This is a genomic window from Agromyces protaetiae, from assembly GCF_004135405.1.
GTDB lineage: Bacteria > Actinomycetota > Actinomycetes > Actinomycetales > Microbacteriaceae > Agromyces > Agromyces protaetiae.
In genome coordinates, this window is record NZ_CP035491.1 from 959,591 (window position 1) to 981,185 (window position 21,595).

The 21,595-nt window shown below is 70.7% G+C and carries 18 protein-coding genes; 7 read left to right on the plus strand and 11 right to left on the minus strand.

What is annotated here, in order from left to right; genetic code table 11:
- The first annotated feature begins 138 nt into the window (after window positions 1-138).
- Window positions 139-801 (plus strand): MarR family winged helix-turn-helix transcriptional regulator, encoded by a 663-nt coding sequence (locus ET445_RS17820; RefSeq protein ID WP_243695319.1) that lies wholly within the window; start codon window positions 139-141, stop codon window positions 799-801.
- A 51-nt stretch (window positions 802-852) separates the two neighbouring features.
- On the opposite strand, the gene ET445_RS04465 is transcribed toward ET445_RS17820, so the two are convergent.
- Window positions 853-1,512, minus strand: a complete 660-nt coding sequence (locus ET445_RS04465; RefSeq protein ID WP_129189212.1) for a TetR/AcrR family transcriptional regulator — start codon at window positions 1,510-1,512, stop codon at window positions 853-855.
- Window positions 1,513-1,693: 181 nt separating this feature from the next.
- Here ET445_RS04465 and ET445_RS04470 point away from each other — a divergent pair, with 181 nt between their 5' ends.
- The 6 genes from ET445_RS04470 (at window position 1,694) to ET445_RS04495 (ending at window position 10,446) form a co-directional block, all read left to right on the plus strand.
- Window positions 1,694-4,276 (plus strand): beta-glucosidase family protein, encoded by a 2,583-nt coding sequence (locus ET445_RS04470; RefSeq protein ID WP_243695320.1) that lies wholly within the window; start codon window positions 1,694-1,696, stop codon window positions 4,274-4,276.
- Between the two features lie 66 nt (window positions 4,277-4,342).
- Window positions 4,343-6,010 (plus strand): ABC transporter substrate-binding protein, encoded by a 1,668-nt coding sequence (locus tag ET445_RS04475; protein WP_243695321.1) that lies wholly within the window; start codon window positions 4,343-4,345, stop codon window positions 6,008-6,010.
- Window positions 6,011-6,087: 77 nt separating this feature from the next.
- Entirely contained in the window at window positions 6,088-7,203 is a 1,116-nt protein-coding gene (locus tag ET445_RS04480; protein WP_129189216.1) for an ABC transporter ATP-binding protein, read from the plus strand.
- Window positions 7,200-8,180, plus strand: coding sequence for an ABC transporter permease (locus ET445_RS04485; protein WP_129189218.1), 981 nt, complete (start codon window positions 7,200-7,202; stop codon window positions 8,178-8,180). The genes ET445_RS04480 and ET445_RS04485 overlap by 4 nt, the downstream gene beginning before the upstream one ends.
- Window positions 8,181-8,251: 71 nt before the next feature.
- On the plus strand, window positions 8,252-9,352 hold the full coding sequence (locus ET445_RS04490; RefSeq protein WP_129189220.1) for an ABC transporter permease: 1,101 nt from the start codon (window positions 8,252-8,254) through the stop codon (window positions 9,350-9,352).
- Complete coding sequence (locus ET445_RS04495; RefSeq protein WP_129189222.1) at window positions 9,349-10,446, plus strand: ABC transporter ATP-binding protein; 1,098 nt, start codon at window positions 9,349-9,351, stop codon at window positions 10,444-10,446. The genes ET445_RS04490 and ET445_RS04495 overlap by 4 nt, the downstream gene beginning before the upstream one ends.
- A 229-nt stretch (window positions 10,447-10,675) precedes the next feature.
- On the opposite strand, the gene ET445_RS04500 is transcribed toward ET445_RS04495, so the two are convergent.
- The 10 genes from ET445_RS04500 to ET445_RS04545 all read right to left on the minus strand — a co-directional run bounded on the left by ET445_RS04500 (window position 10,676) and on the right by ET445_RS04545 (window position 21,587).
- Window positions 10,676-12,070, minus strand: a complete 1,395-nt coding sequence (locus ET445_RS04500) for an FAD-dependent oxidoreductase (protein WP_243695322.1) — start codon at window positions 12,068-12,070, stop codon at window positions 10,676-10,678.
- Window positions 12,067-12,864: a uroporphyrinogen-III C-methyltransferase gene (gene cobA, locus ET445_RS04505; protein ID WP_129189224.1), complete on the minus strand. Its 798-nt coding sequence runs from the start codon at window positions 12,862-12,864 to the stop codon at window positions 12,067-12,069. Before cobA ends, ET445_RS04500 begins: the two co-directional genes overlap by 4 nt.
- On the minus strand, window positions 12,861-13,847 hold the full coding sequence (locus tag ET445_RS04510; protein WP_129189226.1) for an ABC transporter permease: 987 nt from the start codon (window positions 13,845-13,847) through the stop codon (window positions 12,861-12,863). Before ET445_RS04510 ends, cobA begins: the two co-directional genes overlap by 4 nt.
- On the minus strand, window positions 13,837-14,586 hold the full coding sequence (locus tag ET445_RS04515) for an ABC transporter ATP-binding protein (RefSeq protein WP_129192403.1): 750 nt from the start codon (window positions 14,584-14,586) through the stop codon (window positions 13,837-13,839). Before ET445_RS04515 ends, ET445_RS04510 begins: the two co-directional genes overlap by 11 nt.
- A 128-nt stretch (window positions 14,587-14,714) precedes the next feature.
- Complete coding sequence (locus ET445_RS04520; protein ID WP_243695323.1) at window positions 14,715-15,830, minus strand: ABC transporter substrate-binding protein; 1,116 nt, start codon at window positions 15,828-15,830, stop codon at window positions 14,715-14,717.
- Between the two features lie 68 nt (window positions 15,831-15,898).
- Complete coding sequence (locus tag ET445_RS04525; protein ID WP_129189228.1) at window positions 15,899-17,245, minus strand: sulfate adenylyltransferase subunit 1; 1,347 nt, start codon at window positions 17,243-17,245, stop codon at window positions 15,899-15,901.
- Window positions 17,245-18,189 (minus strand): sulfate adenylyltransferase subunit CysD, encoded by a 945-nt coding sequence (gene cysD, locus ET445_RS04530; RefSeq protein WP_129189230.1) that lies wholly within the window; start codon window positions 18,187-18,189, stop codon window positions 17,245-17,247. The genes ET445_RS04525 and cysD overlap by 1 nt, the downstream gene beginning before the upstream one ends.
- Window positions 18,171-18,914 carry a phosphoadenylyl-sulfate reductase gene (locus ET445_RS04535; protein WP_129189232.1) on the minus strand — a complete coding sequence of 248 codons (744 nt, stop codon included), beginning with the start codon at window positions 18,912-18,914 and terminating at the stop codon, window positions 18,171-18,173. Before ET445_RS04535 ends, cysD begins: the two co-directional genes overlap by 19 nt.
- Window positions 18,911-20,683: a nitrite/sulfite reductase gene (locus ET445_RS04540; RefSeq protein WP_129189234.1), complete on the minus strand. Its 1,773-nt coding sequence runs from the start codon at window positions 20,681-20,683 to the stop codon at window positions 18,911-18,913. The genes ET445_RS04535 and ET445_RS04540 overlap by 4 nt, the downstream gene beginning before the upstream one ends.
- 157 nt (window positions 20,684-20,840) lie before the next feature.
- On the minus strand, window positions 20,841-21,587 hold the full coding sequence (locus tag ET445_RS04545; RefSeq protein WP_129189236.1) for a sirohydrochlorin chelatase: 747 nt from the start codon (window positions 21,585-21,587) through the stop codon (window positions 20,841-20,843).
- Between the last annotated feature and the right edge of the window lie 8 nt (window positions 21,588-21,595).

Sequence of the window (21,595 nt, forward strand, 5' to 3'; positions counted from 1 at the left end):
GTGGTTCCTTTCCTCGGTGCGCTCGGCCTTCGAGCGCCCGGCGCGCGGTGCGCGGTCTTTCGGATGTCTCGAGCCGCGGCCTTCTCGCAGCCTCCGGCTCTTGCATGTCATGTGACATGTATATGTAGGATGACATGTATGTCTGGATCGAGTCAAGCCCCTCACGGCGAACCCACAGGTACGGGCTCCGACCCGATCGCCGCGATCGAGACCGCGCTCGCGGCGCTCAGGGGAGGGCGAGTGGGGTTCGGGCCCGGCGGGTTCGGCGGTCCTGGCGGTGGCCCCGGACCTTTCGGACCCTGGTCGACCGACGGGCGCGGGCCGTGGGCATTCGGGCCGGGCCGCGGCGAGGGTCGCGAAGGCGCCTTCGACGAGCGCGACCCCGACGGCACCCGACATGGCGGTCCGCACCACGGCCGACGCGTGCCGGGCGGATTCGGCGCACCGCACGGCCCCGGAGCCCGCGGCGGACACGCGGCACTGCGCCTGCTCGCCGCGCTCGAGGCATCCGGACCGTCGTCGATCAGCGACCTCGCGCCCCGCATCGGCGTCGATCAGCCCCGCACGAGCCGCCTCGCGAAAGCGGCGATCGACGTCGGCCACGTGCGGCGAGAGGTCGACCCGACGGACGCGCGCAGAAGCATCCTCGTCATCACCGAGGCGGGCCGCGAGGCCCTGAAGGCGACCCTCGGTCGCCGGCGCGCCGCCGTCGAGACCGCGCTCGAAGGCTTCACCGAAGCCGAGCGCGCCGAATTCGCGCGCTTGCTCGCACGCTTCGTGGAGGCCTGGCCGCGCCGCTGACGGCGAGCATCGCGCACGACGAGCGGCTGGGCAGCGCGAAGCCGTCGGCGCTCAGCCCTCGGGAGTGAGCCGCGCGACGAGCTCGTCGATGACGGTCGAGACGAGGCGCGGCATCTCGACGGTGTCGGGGTCGAGGAGCCACTGGAACTGCAGGCCGTCCATGACGGCGATGAGGGTGGATGCCGCGTCGAGGAGCGCCTGTTCGTCGGTCGAGCCCGTGACCTCGCCGAAGACGCCCGCGATCTTGGCGCGGAGCCCTTCGGTGCGGCCGAGGAAGTAGTCGTGCGCGGGGTGCCCGTCGGCGACCGACTCGCCCGAGAGCACGGTGTACGCCTGGACGACGCCGCGGCGGCCCGTGTTCTCCTCGACGGTGTCGACGAGGTGCTTGAGGAACGCCGGGCCTTCGGTCTGCGCCCGTGCCGGCACGCCCGCGGCCTCTTCGCCGTCTCGGTACTTGAGCATCGCGACGAGCAGGCCCTCTTTCGAGCCGAAGTGGTGCAGGACGCCCGCGTGGGTCATGCCGGCCTCTTCGGCCACTTCGACGAGGGCGCCCTTGTGGTAACCGTGCGCGCCGAACACCTTCATGGCGGCCTTGAGCACGGCTTCGCGTCGTTCGAGCGTTCGTGCCTGCGGGCGCTGGGCGCGTTCGGCGGCGGGCTTGGCGCGTGCCTCGCTCGGTGCGCTCGGTGCGCTCGCCGCTGACTCCACCACGGTGTTCCCTTCTTCGCTGCGGATGAGTGCAGCATTCCACGTCGGACGGTGCCGACGCCATGAGGCTACGTTACCGAACCGTTACCGATCACACTTACTTACAAGTCAGTAAGTGTGTCACGATGACTGCCGTCACCTCAATGACACCTCGACGAAGAGACCGGAACAGGAGTGCCACGGCGTGAGTGCAACGACGACCGCATCCCCCGAGAGGATCGCACACGTCCGGTCCATAGACCTCGACGCGCTCGCAGCGGTCCTCTCGCTCGAGGACAAGGTCCGCCTGCTCACCGGCGCCGCGACCTGGACGATCACCGAACTCCCGCAACTCGGCCTCCGCACGATGACGGTCTCCGACGGCCCCATCGGCGTGCGCGGCACGGGCGAAGACGGCCTCCCGTCGGCCCAGCTCCCGTCGCCGAGCGCGACCGCCGCGACGTGGGACGAACGCCTCCAGGCCGAGCTCGGCGCCCTCATGGCCGCAGAGGCCCGCCGCAAGGGCATCGACGTCGTCCTCGCCCCCGTCGTCAACCTCCAGCGCAGCCCCGTCGGCGGCCGCCACTTCGAGTGCTTCTCCGAAGACCCGCTCCTCACCGCCCGCCTCGCAGTCGCATTCGTCTCCGCCATCCAGGCCGGCGGCATCGGCACGTCGGTCAAGCACTTCATCGGCAACGAGACCGAGACCGCACGCACCGAATACCTCTCCCGCATCGACGAGCGCACCCTCCGCGAGGTCTACCTCGCCCCGTTCGAAGCCGTCGTCGAAGCGGGCGTCTGGACCGTCATGGCCGCCTACAACGGCCTCGCCCGCGACGGCGTCGAGGCCACCGCGACCGCCCACGGCCCGCTGCTCAACGGCATCCTCAAGGGCGAGTGGGGCTTCGACGGCGTCGTCGTGAGCGACTGGCTCGCGACCAAGCACACGGCCGAATCGGCGCTCGGGGGCCTCGACCTCGTGATGCCCGGCCCCGGCGGACCGTGGGGCGCAGCCCTCGTCGCCGCGGTCGAGAACGGCGAGGTGCCCGAATCGGTCATCGACGAGAAGGTCGTGCGCATCCTGCGCCTCGCCGAGCGGGTCGGCGCCCTCACCGGCGTCGCCGGCGAGGTGCTCCCCTACGACGCGAGCGGCGCGACCGAAGACCCCGCGGGCGACGAGACCGTCGCGCTCCTGCGCGAGGCGGCGGCGCGGTCGACCGTCGTCCTGCGGAACGAGGGCGGCCTCCTCCCGGTGACGGATGCCTCGGACATCCGCCGCATCGTCCTCATCGGCCACAACGCGGCCGACCCCTTCACCCAGGGCGGCGGCAGCGCGTTCGTCACCCCGCCGCACGTCTCCCACCCCCTCGAGGCGCTCCGCGCCGCCTTCCCCGACGCTCGGGTCGACCTGTACCGCGGCGGCGCGACGACGCTCAAGGCGCCGCTCGTGCCGACCGAGCTCGTCACGACCCCCGACGGCGAGCCGGGCTTCCGCATCGACCACCTCGACGCCGACGGCGCCGTGATCGACTCGGTGCTCCTGCCCGACGCCGAAGCCCTCTGGTTCGCGATCCCCGACGATCGGGTCGCAAAGGTGCGGCTGACGGCAGACGTCGCGCTCGAGGCATCCGGCCGTCACGTCATCGACCTCGGACCTGTCGGCGCCCATCGCATCGAGATCGACGGCGTCGTGCAGAGCGAGTCCGACCGCGAGGTCGGCGCCGAGGTCATCCTCGACTCGAGCTATGCGAATCCCGCCAACGTCGAGACCGCGATCGACGTCGCCGAGCCCCGGCTCGCGCGCGTCGTCGCCGACCTCCAGGTCATCGACGGCGAATCGTACGGTCGATTCGTGCGCCTCCACTTCCGCTACCGCGCCCCCGGCCTCACGGTCGAGGAAGAGCTCGACCAGGCGATCGAAGCCGCCGCCGCCGCAGACCTCGCGATCGTCGTCGTCGGCACCAACCCAGAGACCGAGTCCGAAGGCTGGGATCGCCCCGACCTCGACCTTCCCGGCCGTCAGAACGAACTCGTCCGCGGCGTCGCCGCCGCCAACCCCCGCACGGTCGTCGTCGTCAACGCCGGCGCGCCCGTCATCCTCCCCTGGCTCGACGAAGTGCCCGCCGTCCTCTGGTGGTGGCTTCCCGGCCAGGAGGCCGGCGGCGCGCTCGCCGCCGCGATCACGGGCGAGATCGAGCCGAGCGGCCGCCTTCCCTGGACGCTTCCGGCGGACTACGCGGATGTCCCGGTGCCCGACGGCATCCCCGAGAACGGGTACATCGACTACACCGAAGGCGTGCACGTCGGCCACCGCGGCTGGGACCGCCTCGGCCTCACGCCCGCCCGCGAGTTCGGCTTCGGCCTCGGGTACGGCGCATGGGAGTACCGCGAGGCATCCGTGGAGTTCCCAGAGCCGGTCGAAGCATCCGAGACATCCGAAGCCTCCTTCGTCGCCGTCACCGCGACGATCGCCAACCTCGCGACCCGCGACGCCCGCGAAGTCGTGCAGGCCTACCTCTCGTACGACGGCGAGGCCGACGGCGAAGCCGCCGGCGACCGCCCGGTCCGCTGGCTCGCGGGCTTCACCGTCGCCGACGTCGCCGCAGGCGACACCGCCGACGTCCGCATCGAGATCGCGCGCCGCGCGTTCGAGGTGTGGGACACCGAACGTTCCGCGTGGCGCCTGCCGCGCGGACGCTACACCCTCCACATCGGTCGTTCGAGCCGGGACCTCCCCCTCTCGGTCCCGGTCGACGCCGATGGCGAAGGAGCACTCACCCGGCAGTAACGCGGTCGATACCGCAGGCAACACCCGAGCACTCGCTCACACACGGAAATGCAAGGAGGCATGGAAATGAGAAAGAGCATCCTCGCCGCCGGCGCCATTCTGGTCGCCGCCGGCCTCGCCTTCACGGGCTGCAGCGCCAGCCCGTCGGGCGACAGCGGAGGGGCGAGCACCAAGGTCCTGACGGTCGGTATGCCGAACGGCCCGCAGTCGCCCAACCAGAACCCGCTCGCCACCGGATCGGCATCGCTCTCGCTCGGCTACGCGTTCGTGGTCTACGAGTCGCTCATGCAGATCAACGAGCTGCACCCGACCGACGACCCGACCCCGTGGCTCGCCGAGTCGGTCGAGTGGAACGAAGACTCGACGCAGGCGACGATCACGCCGCGCGAGGGCGTCAAGTGGTCCGACGGCGAAGACTTCACCGCCGACGACATCGCGTTCTCGATCCAGCTCCGCAAGGACAACCCCGAGCTGAACATCGACTTCCCCGACCAGTACGGCGACATCTCGGTCGAAGACGGCAAGGTCGTCGTCGGCTTCACGACGTCGCAGTACGTCAACCGCGACAAGCTCTACAAGCTCCTCATCGTGCCCGAGCACATCTGGTCGAAGGAGGCGAACCCCGTCGAGTTCACCGACGACGAGATGATCGGCACCGGTCCGTTCCTGCTCGACAAGTTCACGCCGCAGTCGGTCACGATGAAGCCGAACCCGACCTACTGGGGCGGCGAGACGAAGGTCGGCGCACTCCGCTACGACACCTTCAACGACAACAACGGCCTGACGACCGCGCTCACGACGGGCGAGGCGCAGTGGGGCTGGACGTTCATCCCCGACTACGAGAACACGTTCATCGCGAAGGACCCGGAGCACTTCCACCAGGTCGCGGGCGGCGGCTTCGGCGTCGACGTCCTGTTCCTGAACAACGAGACGAAGCCGTTCAACAACGTCGCGTTCCGTCAGGCGCTCAACCTCACGATGGACCGGCCCGAGATCTCGAAGAAGGCCGGCTACGGCGTGTGGCCCGTGCTGACGTCGGTCACGGGTCTGCCGACCCCGACCGGTGACGCCTTCATCGACCCGCAGTTCCAGGGCCAGGAGACCGAGGTCGACGTCGACGCGGCCAAGCAGATCCTGACCGACGCGGGCTACACGTGGGACGGCTCGGGCGCCCTCCTCGACCCCGACGGCGAGAAGGTCACGTTCGTGCTCACCAACCCGGCCGGTTGGAGCGACTACCTGTCGGCCCTCGACATCATCGCGGCGGGCGCCAAGGAGCTCGGCGCCGAGGCCACGGTCGAGCCGATCGTGCAGGACACGTGGTTCAACGACACCATCCCGTTCGGCAACTTCCAAGCGAGCCTGCACTGGGTCGACAACGGGTCCACGCCGTGGAACCTCTACTCGAACATCATGGACGGCGCGTCGTACGTGCCGCTCGGCGAGACCGCGAACTGGAACTTCGGGCGCTACAACAACCCCGACGTGACGGCCGCGCTCGCCGCGTTCAAGGGCGCTTCGGACGACGACACCCGCGCCGCGGCCATGAAGACGATCCAGGAGGCGTTCGTGAACGACGCTCCCGGCCTCGTGATCTGGCAGCGTCCGGCGGTCGCGCAGTACTCGACGGCCAACTACACGGGCTTCCCGACGGCTGAGGACCCCTACGCCAACCCGCAGCCGACGGGCCCGCAGGCTGCGCTGATCCTGTCGAAGCTCGAGCCGACGAAGTAACCTCGCGAGAGCGTTGGAACGGGGTGCGGCGGGCGACCGCCCGCCGCACCCCCGACCGCGAGACCGACAAGGACGTCATGAGTTCCACACCCGTAAGCCCGGCACCCGAAGCCGGCACCGCTCCCGAAGCCTCGGACGCCCCCGTCCTCGAGGCCGTCGGGATGCAGAAGCACTTCCCCGTGCGAGGCGGCATCCGCTCGAAGGGCGTCGTCCACGCCGTCGACGACGTCGACCTCGCGCTCTACAGCGGCCGCGTGGTGGCCCTCGTCGGAGAGTCCGGCTCGGGCAAGTCGACGATCGCCCGCCTCCTCGCCCAGCTCATGCCCGTGACGGGCGGCAAGATCCTTCTCCACGGGGAGGACGCCAAGACCAAGAACCGCCGCGCGTTCCGGCAGTACGTGAGCCGCGTGCAGATGATCTTCCAGGACCCGTTCGGGTCGCTGAACCCCGTGCACCCCGTGCGGTACATCCTCACCCGCAGCCTCCGCATCCACCGCGGCCGCTTGCGCGGCGCAGCCCTCGAGCAGGCCCTCACCGAACTCCTCGAGCGCGTGCAGCTCACGCCGACCGAGCGCTACGTCGACAAGTACCCCCACGAGCTCTCGGGCGGTCAGCGCCAGCGCGTCGCGATCGCCCGCGCGCTCGCCGCGAACCCCGAGGTGCTCCTCGCCGACGAGCCGATCTCGATGCTCGACGTGTCGATCCGCCTCGGCATCCTCAACCTCCTGAAGGACCTCCGCGATCGCCTCAAGATCGCGATCCTCTACATCACCCACGACATCGCGTCGGCCCGGTACTTCGCCGACCGCACAGTCGTCATGTACGCCGGCCGCATCGTCGAGCAGGGCGACAGCGAGTCGGTCACGCAGGACCCGAAGCATCCGTACACCCAGCTCCTCGTCCGGAGCGCGCCCGACCCCGACGACCTCGAGGCCCGCGCGCACGGCGCGCGCGGCGAGGCGCCGAGCCTCGTGCGACCGCCGAGCGGATGCCGCTTCAACCCGCGCTGCCCCTTCGCGACCGACCTGTGCCGGGCCGAAGTGCCGCCGCTGATCGCCGTGGGCGAAGGAGCCGACGGGCAGGTGCGCGAGGCCGCGTGCTGGGGCTACTCCGACCGGCCTGACCGCCCGAAGGTGACCGACGTCCTCGAGGCGTTCGGCGAACGCGCGACCGCCGAGGAGGCCGTCGCATGAAGTTCATGACCCGGCGCATCGTCTTCTACCTGATCACCGCGTGGGCGGCGGTCACGATCAACTTCTTCATCCCGCGGCTCATGCCGGGCGACCCCGTCAAGGCGCTCATCGCGAAGAACCAGGGCAAGATCCCGACCGACGCGATGCCCGCGCTCTACGCGATGTTCGGCCTCGACGAGCAGAAGCCGCTCCTGCAGCAGTACTTCGACTACTGGGGAACGCTCTTCCGCGGCGACCTCGGCATCTCGTTCGCATTCTTCCCGATGCCCGTGACCGAAGTCATCGGGCAGGCGCTGCCGTGGACGGTCGGCCTCGTCGGCATCGCGACGATCATCAGCTTCTTCGTCGGCACGCTCATCGGCACGGGCATCGGCTGGCGCCGCGGCACGTGGGCCGACTCGCTCCTGCCGATCTCGACGTTCTTCTCGGCGGTGCCGTACTTCTGGCTCGGCCTCATCGCGATCTTCACGTTCTCGGTGACGCTCGGCTGGTTCCCGTCGTCGGGCAGCTACGACCGCTCGCTCATCCCGGCCTGGAACTGGGAGTTCGTGTCATCCGTGCTCTACTACGGCACCCTGCCTGCGCTCACGATCGTGATCTCCTCGATCTCGGGGTGGATCCTCGGCATGCGCAACATGGTCGTCACCGTGTCATCCGAGGACTATGTGACGGTCGCGCAGGCGAAGGGCCTTTCGGAGCGACGCGTGATGTTCGGCTACGCGGCGCGCAACGCGATCCTGCCGCAGGTGTCGAGCTTCGCGCTCTCGCTCGGCTTCATCGTCGGCGGCACGCTCATCATGGAGATGGTGTTCACCTACCAGGGCATCGGCTTCCTGCTGTTCAACGCGGTCAACGCGAAGGACTACCCCCTCATGCAGGGATGCTTCCTCGTGATCACGATCGCCGTGCTCGCGGCCAACATCCTGGCCGACTTCGTCTACGCATTCCTCGACCCGCGCACCCGACAGGAGGGCTGAGATGACCGGCCGACTTCGACTCCGTCGAGACAGCGAAATCCTCGACCCGCGCACCCGACAGGAGGGCTGAGATGACGATCGATCCGACCCTCGTTGAAGAGACCCGCGCCGCAGAGGCGCCGACGCAGGCGCCGCAGACGGGCGTCGTCGCGGCGGCCGCCGTCAAGCGCAAGCGCGGCAGCGGGCAGCAGTTCTTGTTCTTGCGGAACGCGAAGGCCGTCACCGGGCTCGCGATCCTCGGGTTCTTCACCCTCATCGCCATCATCGGCCCGTGGATCGCGCCGTACGACCCGAGCGCGCAGAGCGAAGAGCTGCTGCAGCCGCCCTCGTGGCAGCACCTCATGGGCACGACCCACCTGGGTCAAGACATCTTCAGCCAGCTCATCGTCGGCACGCGCGGCGTCATGGTCGTCGGGTTCGTCGCGGGCATCCTCGCGACGGCGATCGGCGTCATCGTGGGCGTCGCGGCGGGCTACCTCGGCGGCGCCGGCGACGAGACGCTGTCGGCGCTGTCGAACGTGTTCCTCGTCATCCCGCAGCTGCCGCTCATCATCATCATCGCGGGGCAGCTGCCGAGCGCGGGCGGTCTCACGGTCGCCGTCGTCATCGCCGTCACAGGTTGGGCGTGGGGCGCGCGCGTGCTGCGTGCGCAGACGCTCTCGCTCAGGAAACGTGACTTCATCGAGGCGGCGCGCGCGAACGGCGAGCGCACGTGGCGCATCATCACGGCCGAGATCCTGCCGAACCTGACGGCGATCATCGCGTCGGGATTCGTCGGCACGGTCACGTTCGCGGTGCTCTCGCTCATCACGCTCGCGTTCATCGGCATCGGCTCGGGCAGCGACTGGAACTGGGGCACGGTGCTCTTCTGGGCGCAGAGCCAGCTCGCGCTGCAGCGCGGCGCGTGGTGGTGGTTCATCCCCGCGGGGCTCTGCATCGCCCTGCTCGGCATGGCCCTCACGCTCATCAACTTCGGCATCGACGAGTTCGTGAACCCGCGGCTTCGGTCGACGGGCATGAACGCCCGGCAGTTGCGCAAGCGAGGCATCCGGCCCCGCATCGGCTTCACGCCCGTGGAACGCAAGGTGAAGACGGATGCCTCGACCTCGGCGGTCGCGCTCGCGAAGCGCGCCGCCTCAGCCCCGGATGTCACGAAGGGAACGCGCGCATGACGCTCCTCAGCCCCCAGGGTGCGCACACGCCGTCCGCGGTCGTCGACCCCGTGCTCGAGATCAAGAACCTGTCGGTCGACTACGGCTTCGACCGCAACGCCGTGCACGTGCTGCGCGAGGTGTCGCTGACCCTCGGTCGCGGCGAGGTGCTGGGGCTTGCGGGCGAGTCGGGCTGCGGCAAGTCGACGCTCGCGTACGCGGCGACACGGCTGCTGCCCCCGCCGGGTCTCATCACGGGCGGCGAGGTGCTCTTCACCGACCGCGACGGCACGAAGACCGACCTGCTCTCGCTCGACGACCGCGCGCTCCGCGCGTCGCGGTGGGAGGATCTCGCGATCGTCTTCCAGGGTGCGATGAACTCGCTCAACCCCGTGTTCCGCATCGGCGCGCAGATCGCCGACGGCATCCGCGCGCACCGGCCCGAGGTGTCGAAGAAGGAGGCGCTCGAGCGTGCCGCCGAGCTGCTGGAGCTCGTCGGCATCTCGCCCGACCGACTGCGTGACTTCCCCCACCAGCTATCGGGCGGCATGCGTCAGCGTGTCATGATCGCGATGGCGCTCGCCCTCGACCCGCAGGTGCTCATCATGGACGAGCCGACGACGGCGCTCGATGTCGTCATGCAGCGGCAGATCGTCGAGCAGATCGCCGAGCTGCGTGAACGCCTCGGGTTCTCGGTCATCTTCATCACGCACGACGTGTCCCTGCTCATCGAGATCGCCGACCGTATCGCGATCATGTACGCGGGCGAGATCGTCGAGGATGCCGCATCGCTCGACGTCTACCACCGCCCACGCCACCCGTACTCGTCGGCGCTGCTCCACTCGTTCCCGCCGCTCCGCGGCGCGCGCCGCGAGCTCACGGGCATCCCGGGCTCGCCGCCCGACCTGTCGAAGCTCGGCGGCGGCTGCCCGTTCCGTGACCGCTGCGCGTTCGCGTGGGACGCGTGCACGTCGGTCACGCCCGAGCTCACGGCACCGGATGTCCCGGGCGACGACCCGCGGCGCAGCGTCTCGTGCCTCCGGCACGACCCAGAGCGCGTGGCTGCGGCAGGGTTCGAGCCCAAGCCGGTGCCCGTGGAGCTCGCGCACACGTAGGCGCGAGGCATCCGGCTGCGGGGCCCTCCGCATGAGGGCCGTCGTCGGCCCGTGAGTCCGTCACCCCGGCTCGCGGGCCGACACGTTTTCAGGAAGGAACCGGCGACTCGCCGCGGCGACGCTTGTCGCAGTGGCGTGTCGCCGGATTGTTCCTGAGTTCGTCATCGAGCCGGCGCCGAAACGGCTGATGCCGAGCCCCGACGGAGCCCGGCATCAGCGGACGGTGGCGTCAGCCCGCGAGCGCGCCCGACCGTGAGTGCGCGACCTGCTCGTCGCGCGGCACGACCTTGACGCGCTCGCGCGGGAACTCGTCGGCCTCGCCGAGGGCGCGCTCGTGCGCGTCGAGGGCGAGCCAGCCGTCCCAGGTCGTGTACTCGACCTCGCGCTCGCCGAGGAGGGCGAGCACAGCGTCGGGGTCGTCGACGACGGGAGCCGAAAGGGCGCCGGCCGTCGCGTCCGCCACGAGGTGCTCGATCGTCTCCATGGCGTCGGACTTCGTGTGGCCGATGAGGCCGACGGGGCCGCGCTTGATCCAGCCGGTCGCATAGAGGCCATGGATCGGCGAGCCGTCTTCGTCGATCACGCGGCCGGCCTCGTTCGAGACCACGCCGCGTGCGGCGTCGAACGGCGCGCCCGCGAGGGGCGAGCCGAAGTAGCCGACGGCTCGGTACACGGCCTGCACGTCGTAGTCGCGGAACTCGCCGGTGCCGACGACGCCGCCCGTCGGCACGCCGTCTTCGCCGAGAAGCGGCGTCGTGCGCTCGAAACGGATGCCCGCGACCTTGCCGTCTTCGCCGAGCACCTCGACGGGCTGGTGGTAGAAGTGCAGGTGCAGGCGGCGGCTCGCGCCCGTGGAGGGACGCGTGCGCCACGACTCCATGGTGCGGAGCATGATCTTGACCTGGTTGTTCGGCGCCTGCGCCGGGTCGACGTGCGCGAAGTCCTCGTCGGCGACGACGATGTCGACGTTCGGCACCTCGCCGAGCTCACGGAGTTCGATGGGCGTGAACTTCACCTCGGCGGGTCCGCGGCGGCCGAACACGTGCACGTCGGTCACGGGCGACGCCGCGAGCCCTTCGTAGACGTTGGCCGGGACATCCGTCGATCGCAGGTCGACCGCGTGCTTCGCCAGGATGCGCGAGATGTCGAGCGCGACGTTGCCGTTGCCGAGCACGGCGACCGATTCCGCTTCGAGCGGCCAGGTGCGCGGGACATCCGGGTGTCCGTCGAACCAGCTCACGAAGTCGGCCGCGCCGTACGAACCGTCGAGCTCGATACCGGGGATGTCGAGGGCCGCGTCGCGGATCGCGCCGGTCGCGAGGATGACGGCGTCGTAGTGCTCGTGGAGTTCGTCGATCGAGAGGTCGCGGCCGATCTCGACGTTCGCGATGAGGCGGATGAACCCCGCGTCGAGCATCTCGTGCAGCGAGTTGACGATGCCCTTGATGCGGGGGTGGTCGGGCGCGACGCCGTAGCGGATGAGTCCGTACGGCGCGGGCAGCGACTCGTACAGGTCGATTGCGACTTCGCCGCCCTGCTCGGTGACGGCGTTGTTCAGGATGTTGCCCGCGTAGATGCCGGCGGGGCCGGCGCCGACGATCGCGACTCGGAGGTTCAGGGTCACAGCTCGGTTGCCTTTCGAACGGGTGTGGACAGCGCCTCGGGCGCATACGGGCTCAAGGTGACGACGTCGCCGACGACGACGACGGCAGGTGAACGGATGCCTCGGCGCGCCGCCTGCGAGGCGATCGTGTCGAGCGTTCCGATCGTGACCCGCTGCGCGGGCCCATACCCATCTTCGACGATCGCGACTGGACATTCGCCCCCACGTTCGCCGCGGGCGAGGGTGATCGCCGAGTTCGCGAGGGTGCCGATGCCCATGAGGAGCACGACGGTGTGGTCGCGGCCGCCCCCGAGGTCGGCGATCTGGTCGTGTCCGGTCGCGACCGTGAACGCCGTCGCGAGGCCGCGATGGGTGAGCGGGATGCCGGCGATCGCGGGCACCGACACGGCGCTCGTGATGCCAGGAACGACCTCGACCTCGACGCCCGCGGCCTGGCAGAACGCGAGCTCTTCGCCGCCGCGGCCGAAGATGTAGGGGTCGCCGCCCTTCAGGCGAACGACGCGCTTGCCTTGCCGCGCGAGCTGCACGAGCAGGTCGTTGATCGCGTCTTGCGGCACGGCGTGGTGGCCCGGGAGCTTGCCGACGTCGACGATCTCGGCGCGGAGCGCCGGGTCGCCCGCCGCAGCGCGTTCGGCCGCGAGGCCGTCGAGCACCGAGCGGGCGCCGAGCCGGTCGGCCACGATGACGTCGGCCGCCTCGATCGCCCGCAGGCCCCGCACGGTCAGCAGCCCTGGGTCGCCCGGGCCCGCGCCGACGAGGATGACCCGGCCCGCCGGCCGACTCGGCCCGCTCATCGCGGCACCGCCTGGAGCAGGCCGCGGCGGCGGAGCATCCGGCGTTCGATGGGGCCGAAGAACAGCAGTTCGATGAGGATGCCGATCGTGAGGATGAGCAGGATCGTCGCGATGACGCCCGCGAGGTCGGCGAGCTCACGGCTCTGATCGAGCATCGAGCCGAGGCCGAATCCGATCGTGCCGCCCGTCGCGATGATCTCGGCGGCCATGAGCGAGCGCCACGAGAACGCCCAGCCCTGCTTGAGCCCCGCGAGGTAGCCGGGCAGGGCGGCGGGCAGCACGACGCTCGTCGCGAGCTGCCACGGCTTCGCGCCGAGCACCTTGCCGACCCGGCGGAGCTGCGGCGGCACCTGGTCGACGCCCGACACGAGGCCGTTCACGATCGACGGGATCGCGCCCATCAGGACGACGAAGTACACCGTGGCATCCGACAGCCCGAACCAGATGATCGCGGCCGGAACCCACGCGACCGACGGGAGCACCTGCAGACCCGACACGATGGGGCCGACGGCACGGCGCACCGCGCGCGACTCCGCGAGCAGCAGACCGAGCGGCGTGCCGACGGCGATCGCGATGAGGAAGCCCAGCACGCCGCGCTCGAGGCTCGTCGCGACGGCGAGTTGCAGACGGCCCGCCTCCCACGCGTCGCCGAACGCGCCGACGACCTGCAGCGGACTCGGCACGATGTCGGGGCGCGGCTGGGCGATGACGACGTACGCCTGCCAGATCGCGATGAGCACGACGACGAAGAGGATGGGCGGGAGCACGCTCGTCGTGAACACGCGCCAGGGGCTCTGCCGGCGTTCGCCGTCGGTCTGCAGCCGGTCGAGACCGGCCGACAGCGTGCGGAGCTCGTCTGCGGCATTCGTCGACCGCGTCGGCGCGACGGGAGCGCTCGGAACGGCGACGGATGTCTCGGCCGCGCGCACGCGCTCGACCGCTTCGGTGATCGTGGGTTCGTGGAGCACGTCTCTACGCGGCATTGCGGCGGATCTCCTTGCGCAGCTTCTCGGTGATCTCGACCGAGAGGGCGGCGACCTCGGGCGACTCGATGCGCCGACCGGTCGTGTCGATGCGCCACTCGCCCGCGACCCGTCCGGGTCGGCTCGAGAGCAGGACGACGCGTTGGCCGAGGCGGGCGGCCTCGCGGACGTTGTGGGTGACGAAGACGATCGTGCGTCCCGTCGCCTTCCACACGCGCTCGAGCTCTTCGTGGAGGAGGTCGCGGGTGATGGCGTCGAGGGCCGCGAACGGTTCGTCCATGAGCAGCACGGGCCGGTCTTGTGCGAGGGCGCGCGCGAGCGCGACGCGCTGACGCATGCCGCCCGACAGTTCGTGCGGCCGCTTCTCCGAGGCATCCGCGAGGTTCACCGTGTCGAGGAGGGCGAGGGCCAGCTCGCCGCGCTCGCGCCGGGGCACGCCGCGGAGGCGCAGTGCGAGCTCGACGTTGCGTTTGGCGCTCAGCCACGGCATGAGCGCCGACTCCTGGAACATGACGGCCGAGCCTTCGGCGGGCGTGTCGATCGTGCCCGACGTCGGCCGGTCGAGACCCGCGATGAGGTTCAGCAGCGTCGACTTGCCGCAGCCTGACGCACCGAGGAGGCAGACGAACTCACCGGGAGCGATGTCGAGGTCGATGCCGTCGAGCACGAGCGGCCCCGCGCCGAAGCGCTTCGACACCGAGCGGATGCTGACGGCGGGCGCGACGGGCGGGCCGGGCACCCGGAGCGGTGTGTTCCCGTCGAAGCTCGGGCCGAGACGATCGGCGGAGACGCCGGACGCAGGCGCGCCCGCGCCCGGGCCCGCCGAAGCGGACCCGGGCGCAGTGGAACGGTCGTCGGTCACGACGGTCAGTCCTCGCCGAGCTTGCCGGCCGAGACGGGCGTGCCGCCGTCGGCCTCCAGGAGCTTGTTGAGGATGCGCAGGTCGAAGAGGCCCTTGATCGAGCCCTCCTTCTGCACGCCGGCCGTGATGCCGTGGTCGACGAGCGTCTTGAACGTGCCCGCGGCCGGGTCGGCCGTGAAGGTCACGTTGTCGAGCGCGCGCGTGATCACCTCGGGCGCGAGCGCCTTGCCGGTCTCCTTCTCGATCGCGCCGTTGATGACCTCGGGGGCCTCTTCGGGGTTGTCGTCGATCCACTTGATCGCCGCGAGGTTGCCCGCAACGAGCGCTTCGACGGCGTCGGGGTGTTCATCGAGGAAGTCCTTGCGGACGAGGAGCACCGTGGTCGGGAACTTGCCGTCCTCCCAGAGGTCGGTCTCGTCGACGAGCACGTGCGCGCCGCCGTCGATGATGAGCCGCGACACCCACGGCTCGGGCAGCCACGCGCCGTCGAGGTCGCCCTGCTGGAAGAGCGTGAGCGTCTGCGCGTTCTCGGTCGGCGTGACATGCACGTCGCCGCCGCCCGAGGTGTCGTTCTTCAGCCCCTGTTCGGTGAGCCAGTTGCGCAGCGCGACGTCTTGCGTGCCGCCGAGCTGTGGGGTCGCGAGCGAGGTGCCCTTGAGGTCTGCAGGCTTGTCGATGCCGTCGCGCACGACGAGCGCAGCGCCGCCGGTCGCGGCTCCCGCGACGACGCGGGCGGAGGCCCCGGCCGACTGGATGAACGTGTTGATCGCGGGGTTCGGCCCCACGAACGTCGCGTCGATCGCCCCGGCGGTGAGCGCCTCGATGGCGGGCGGGCCCGCGGGGAAGACCTGCGTCGTGATCGTGACGTCGTCACCGAGCGCCTCTTGGAAGAGGCCCTCCTCGATGCCGACGAGTGCGGGCGCGTGGGTGACGTTCGCGAAGTAGCCGAGGTGGATCTCGTCGACCGAGAGACCCGCAGTCGCGTCAGTTGCGGCGTCGGTCGCGGGCGGCTCGGCGGCCCCAGCGGAGGCGCAGCCTGCGAGCATCATGGCTGCAATCCCCAGAGCGGTGATCGTCGTCGCGGTACGGATGGTGCGGGTGTTCTTGGTGCGGATGTTCACGGTTGTCGCCTCCTTTGATTCGAATGGTGAGGGTGGAGCGGTGGTGCGCCCGGGCGTCGACGGATGTCTCAGCCGGGGGTGATCCCGGCCGCCAGCGTGGCGCCGTCGGCGGGATGGATGACGAGGAACGAGCCGGCGTGCCGGTTCGCCTCGTACGGTTCGAGCGGCAGGTCTGCCGCGAGTTTCAGGGTGGCCCGGCCGATGTCGTTCGTCTCGAGCAGGGTCGCGGGCTCGTCGGCGAGGGTGTCGAGGTCGCGGCGCGAGTCGATCGACGCGACGATCGCCTGCACGGTGTGCGTGCCGTGCTTGACGAGCACGCGTGCGCCGGCGGTGAGCGGGCGCCCGTCGAGCTGGAAGAGTTCGGCGTCGATCTCGCGGCGGCCGGCCGGGAGGGTGCCGGCGCCGCCGATGACGGCGCCGCGAGCGGCGTCGACCTCGTCGGCGAGGCGTAGCGAGATCGATTGCGGTGCGCTCGCCTCATCGACGGATGTCCCAGCCACGTCGATCCCAGCGACGGTCGTCTCGATGCCCGACGGGAACACGGCGACCCGGTCGCCGACGCGCACACGTCCGCTCGCGACGCGGCCCGCGAAGGCGCGGTAGTCGCGGAACGACTCGGATGCCTCGGGGTCGGCCGAAAGCTCGGGCGTGAGCCCGCCCTGCGGACGGATGACGAGCTGCACGGGCAGCCGGAACGCGTCGAACTCGGTCTCGAGCTCGTCGTGCGCGGGCAGCGCTTCGAGCAGTTCGAGGAGCGCGGGCCCGTCGTACCAGGGGGTGTTCGGCGAGCGGTCGACGACGTTGTCGCCTTCGAGCGCCGACACCGGCAGCACGTGCACGTCGACGAGGCCGAGGCCCGCGGCGACCTCGCGCACTTGCCCCGAGACATCCGCGAACACCTGCTCGTCGTAGCCGAGCAGGTCGATCTTGTTGACCGCGACGATGACGTGCGGCACGCGCAGGAGCGCGACGACCGCGAGATGGCGGCGGGTCTGCTCGAGAACGCCCTTGCGGCCGTCGATGAGCACGACGACGGCGTCGGCCGTGGTCGCCCCTGTGACCATGTTGCGCGTGTACTGCACGTGGCCGGGGCAGTCGGCGAGGATGAAGCTGCGCACGCCCGTCGAGAAGTACCGGTAGGCCACATCGATCGTGATGCCCTGCTCGCGCTCCGCGCGGAGGCCGTCAGTCAAGAGGGCGAAGTCGAACCCGGTGCCCTGCCCGAAGCCGCGCTCGCTCGACGTGCGGGCGACCTGTTCGAGCTGGTCGGCGAGGATCGCCTTCGAGTCGTGCAGGAGCCGCCCGACGAGGGTCGACTTGCCGTCGTCGACCGAGCCTGCGGTCGCGAACCGGAAGAGGGTCGAGCCGCCGACACCCGTCGCGACGCGCGGCGCGCTCGTGGAGACATCCGTCATCAGAAGTACCCGTCCTTCTTGCGGTCTTCCATCGCTGCTTCGCTCAGCCGGTCGTCGGCGCGCGTCGCGCCGCGTTCGGTGACGGTCGTGCGGGCGACCTCGGCGACGACGGCGGTGACATCGGATGCCTCGGACTCGACGGCGCCCGTGCAGCTCATGTCGCCGACCGTGCGGTACCGCACGACGCGGCGCTCGACGGTCTCCGACTGAAGCGGTTGCGACACCTCGCCGACCGCGCGCCACATGCCGTCGCGGCGGAACACCTCGCGCTCGTGCGCGTAGTAGAGCGGGGGAAGCTCGATGCCCTCGCGCTCGATGTAGCGCCACACGTCGAGCTCGGTCCAGTTCGAGATGGGGAAGGCGCGCACGTGCTGGCCGGGCGTGTGGCGGCCGTTGTAGAGGCTCCAGAGCTCGGGTCGCTGGTTGCGCGGGTCCCACTGGCCGAACTCGTCGCGGAGCGAGATGATGCGCTCCTTCGCGCGTGCTTTGTCTTCGTCGCGGCGGGCACCGCCGAAGACGGCGTCGTGGCGGCCCGCGGCGATCGCGTCGAGGAGCGGGAGGGTCTGCAGGGGGTTGCGGGTGCCGTCGGGGCGCTCCTGGAGCCGGCCGTCGTCGAGGTAGTCCTGCACCGAGGCGACCTCGAGACGGAGGCCCAGGCGTGCGACGGTGTCGTCGCGGAAGGCGAGCACCTCGGGGAAGTTGTGGCCCGTGTCGACGTGCAGCACGGGGAAGGGCACCTTGCCGGGCCAGAACGCCTTCGCCGCGAGGTGGAGCACGACGACCGAGTCCTTGCCGCCCGAGAAGAGCAGCACGGGGCGCTCGAACTCGGCGACGACCTCGCGGATGATGTGGATCGATTCGGCCTCGAGCACGTCGAGGGCGTCGAGCGCGCCGCACTGGGCGAGCGCGGCGGTGCGTTCCCCGCTCACAGGTGCAGCCCGCATTCGGTCTTCGCGAGTCCGGCCCAGCGGCCCGATCGCGGGTCTTCGCCCTCGCCGACGGGCTTCGTGCACGGCTCGCACCCGATCGACGGGTACCCGTGCGACATGAGGAGGTTCACGGGCACACGGTGCTCGCCCGCGTAGTCGAGCAGGTCTTCGAACGACCACGCCGCGAGCGGGTTGACCTTCACGAGGCCGTTGCGGTCGTCCCACACGACGAGCGGAGTGTTGGTTCGCGTCGGCGCCTCTTCGCGGCGGACGCCCGTGAACCACACCTCGTAGCCCGCGAGCGCGTCTTGCAGCGGCTCGACCTTCCGGCGCGCGCAGCAGAGGCCCGGGTCGCGCGAGAACAGCTCGGCGCCGAACTCGGCGTCTTGCTGAGCGACGGTCTGCTCGGGCAGTACGTCGACGATGCGCACGTCGAGCGCGCGGGCGACCTCGTCGCGTGTCACGTGCGTCTCGGTGAAGTGGTAGCCCGTGTCGAGGAAGAGCACGTCGACACCGGGGAGCGCCGCCGCGACCACGTGCGGGAGCACGGCGTCGGCCATCGAGCAGGCGACGGCCGCGGCATCCGTCTCGAAGTTCGCCGCGACCCACGCGACGACGGCCTCGGCGGATGCTTCGCCCGTGGCGAGGCTCGAGAGCTCGGCGGCGCCGCGCTCGGCGAGGGCGCGTAGCTCGTCGTGCGACCGCTTCGCGGTCGCACGCGGGGCGAGGGCGACGCTCATTGCAGCGCCTCCTCTTCGGCGCGGTGCGCCCACTCGGCGAACGTCTCGGATGCCTCGGTGTCGCGCTCGTCGAGGTAGCGCAGCACGACCCGCTCGACGTAGTCGGCGAGGCCTGTCGCGGTCACCTTTAGCCCGCGCACCGTGCGGCCCGTGCCCGCCTCTTCGCGGTCCTTCGAGGCGAGGCCGCCGCCGAGGTGGACCTGGAACCCGGGCGTCTGTCCGCCGTCGCCGTCGGGCAGCAGCTGGCCCTTGAGCCCGATGTCGGCCGTCTGGATGCGCGCGCACGAGTTGGGGCAACCGTTGACGTGCAGCGAGATCGGGTGCGGCAGGTCGATGCCCGCGAGCCGCTCTTCGAGGGCGATGACGGCCTTCGTCGCCGTCTGCTTGGTCTCGACGATCGCGAGCTTGCAGAACTCGATGCCCGTGCACGCGATCGTGCCACGGCGGATGAGCGACGGCCGGGCCTGCAGCCCAAGCTCGTCGAGCTCGGCGACGACCTCTTCGACCTCGTCGGCCGGCAGGTCGAGCAGCACGAGCTTCTGGTGCGGCGTCGTGCGCAGGCGTTGCGACCCGCGGCGTTCGAGCAGGTCGGCGAGTTGGAGCAACAGCGTGCCCGAGATGCGGCCGACGATGGGCGTGACGCCGATGTACGCCCGACCGTCCTTCTGGCGGTGGACGCCGACGTGGTCGCCCTGCGTGAGCGGCTTCGGCGCAGGCGGCCCGTCGGGCAGGCGGTCGCCGAGGTACTCGGTCTCGAGGATGTCGCGGAACTTCTCGGCGCCCCAGTCGGCGACGAGGTACTTGAGGCGCGCGCGGTTGCGGAGGCGCCGGTAGCCGTAGTCGCGGAAGATCGAGATGACCCCCTCCCACACCTCGGCGACGCGCTCGGGTGCGACGAATGTGCCCGTGCGCACGGCGAGGTGCGCGGCCGTCGAGAGCCCGCCGCCGACCCAGAGGTCGTAGCCGATGCCGAGTTCGGGGTGCTCGACGGCGACGAACGCGACGTCGTTGATCTCGTGCACGACGTCTTGGCTCGGGTGGCCCGTGATCGCGCTCTTGAACTTGCGCGGCAGGTTCGCGAACTCGGGGTCGCCGATGTAGCGCTGCTGGATCTCGTCGATCTGCGGCGTCGGGTCGAGGAGCTCGTCGGCCGCGATGCCCGCGACGGGCGAGCCGAGGATGACTCGGGGCACGTCGCCGCACGCCTCTGTCGTGCCGAGGCCGACGCCCTCGAGGCGCCGCCAGATCTCGGGCATGTCCTCGACCCGCACCCAGTGCAGCTGGATGTTCTGGCGGTCGGTGAGGTCGGCCGTGTCGCGCGCGAACTCGCGCGAGATGCCGCCGATGACGCGCAATTGCTCGGTCGTCAGCTGGCCGCCGTCGATGCGGACGCGCAGCATGAAGTACTCGTCTTCGAGCTCGTGCGGTTCGAGGGTCGCGGTCTTGCCGCCGTCGATGCCGGGCTTGCGCTGCGTGTAGAGGCCCCACCAGCGGAAGCGGCCGTGCAGGTCGGTCGGGTCGATGCTCTGGAAGCCGCCCTTGGCGTAGATATTCTCGATGCGCTCGCGCACTTCGAGGCCGCCGTCCTCCTGCTTCCACGCCTCGTTGGCGTTGAGAGGTTCGGTGCCGTCGACCTTCCATTGGCCATTGGGTTTCGCGGACGGGCGCGCGGGGCGCACGCGGTTCCCCGCGGTCGCGGCGGTGTGAGCGGATGCCTCGGGGCGCGCCCGCTCGGCGGGCGTGGGCGCCTCGGTGTCGCTGAGTGTCATCCCGACCCTCCCTCGTGGTTCGCGGGAGGCGGGCCCCCGGACGCGACGCCGACCGCCGCGCGACCGAACCTAGGGGAGTCGAGGCGCGCTCGTCACGACGCGCGACGCGGGCCGAAACGGCGGGTCACACGGCGTCACACGCGGATGACGCATGGCGTCACAGAGATGACGAGACGGGTCCGTCGAGGGCGTCGAGGTACCGCTGCACGACGAGATCGACGAGCTCGGGGGCCGGTGCCTCGGCCATGCCGTGCTGCGCGTCGAGCAGCGGACGCGTCACGACGTCGGCACCCGCGCGCTCCACGAGGTCGTGGAAGTAGCCCGGCGCCATGAGGTAGCTCGAGACGATGACCCGAGTCGCGCCGCCGTCGCCGGTACGCGCCGCCGCCACGGCCGTCGCGAGCCGCGGCTCCGCCGCCGCGAGGAACCCGATCGTCACGTCGACGCCCAACTCGTCGGCCAATAGCTTCGCCTGCGCACGGCAGTCGTCGTTCGCGCGGTCGTCGGACGAGCCCGCCACGGCGAGCACGATCGCATCCGAGCCGTGGGGGGAGTCATCCGCCCCGGCATCTTCGAGACGCCCCGCGAGTACGCGCGCGAGACGCGCATCGGGGCCGAGTGCGGGCGCGAGATGCACCTCGGGATGGTCGGCCGTCGCCTTTCGCAGATCGACGTGCACGTGGTACCCCGCCGAGAGCAGCAGGGGTACGACGACCACGCGCGACCCGTGGGGGAGCGCGGCGAGCGATGCCGCGACATCCGGCTCTTGCACGTCGACGTGCCCGAGCTGCACGACGACACCCTGCAACGCTGCCGCCGCCGCGTCGACGAGGGCCTGCACGGCGGCCTGACCGTCGGGCGACGACGTGCCGTGGGAGACCGCGAGGAGGACGGGGGCGCTCATGCCCCCAT

Coding starts and splice junctions, on each gene's coding strand:
- ET445_RS04495 (WP_129189222.1), top strand. CDS start 9,349: ATGACGCTCCTCAGCCCCCAGGGTGCGCACACGCCGTCCGCGGTCGTC.
- ET445_RS04480 (WP_129189216.1), top strand. CDS start 6,088: ATGAGTTCCACACCCGTAAGCCCGGCACCCGAAGCCGGCACCGCTCCC.
- ET445_RS04475 (WP_243695321.1), top strand. CDS start 4,343: ATGAGAAAGAGCATCCTCGCCGCCGGCGCCATTCTGGTCGCCGCCGGC.
- ET445_RS04540 (WP_129189234.1), bottom strand. CDS start 20,683: ATGACACTCAGCGACACCGAGGCGCCCACGCCCGCCGAGCGGGCGCGC.
- ET445_RS04510 (WP_129189226.1), bottom strand. CDS start 13,847: ATGCCGCGTAGAGACGTGCTCCACGAACCCACGATCACCGAAGCGGTC.
- ET445_RS04525 (WP_129189228.1), bottom strand. CDS start 17,245: ATGACGGATGTCTCCACGAGCGCGCCGCGCGTCGCGACGGGTGTCGGC.
- ET445_RS04535 (WP_129189232.1), bottom strand. CDS start 18,914: ATGAGCGTCGCCCTCGCCCCGCGTGCGACCGCGAAGCGGTCGCACGAC.
- ET445_RS04485 (WP_129189218.1), top strand. CDS start 7,200: ATGAAGTTCATGACCCGGCGCATCGTCTTCTACCTGATCACCGCGTGG.
- ET445_RS04490 (WP_129189220.1), top strand. CDS start 8,252: ATGACGATCGATCCGACCCTCGTTGAAGAGACCCGCGCCGCAGAGGCG.
- ET445_RS04545 (WP_129189236.1), bottom strand. CDS start 21,587: ATGAGCGCCCCCGTCCTCCTCGCGGTCTCCCACGGCACGTCGTCGCCC.
- ET445_RS17820 (WP_243695319.1), top strand. CDS start 139: ATGTCTGGATCGAGTCAAGCCCCTCACGGCGAACCCACAGGTACGGGC.
- cobA (WP_129189224.1), bottom strand. CDS start 12,864: ATGAGCGGGCCGAGTCGGCCGGCGGGCCGGGTCATCCTCGTCGGCGCG.
- cysD (WP_129189230.1), bottom strand. CDS start 18,189: ATGCGGGCTGCACCTGTGAGCGGGGAACGCACCGCCGCGCTCGCCCAG.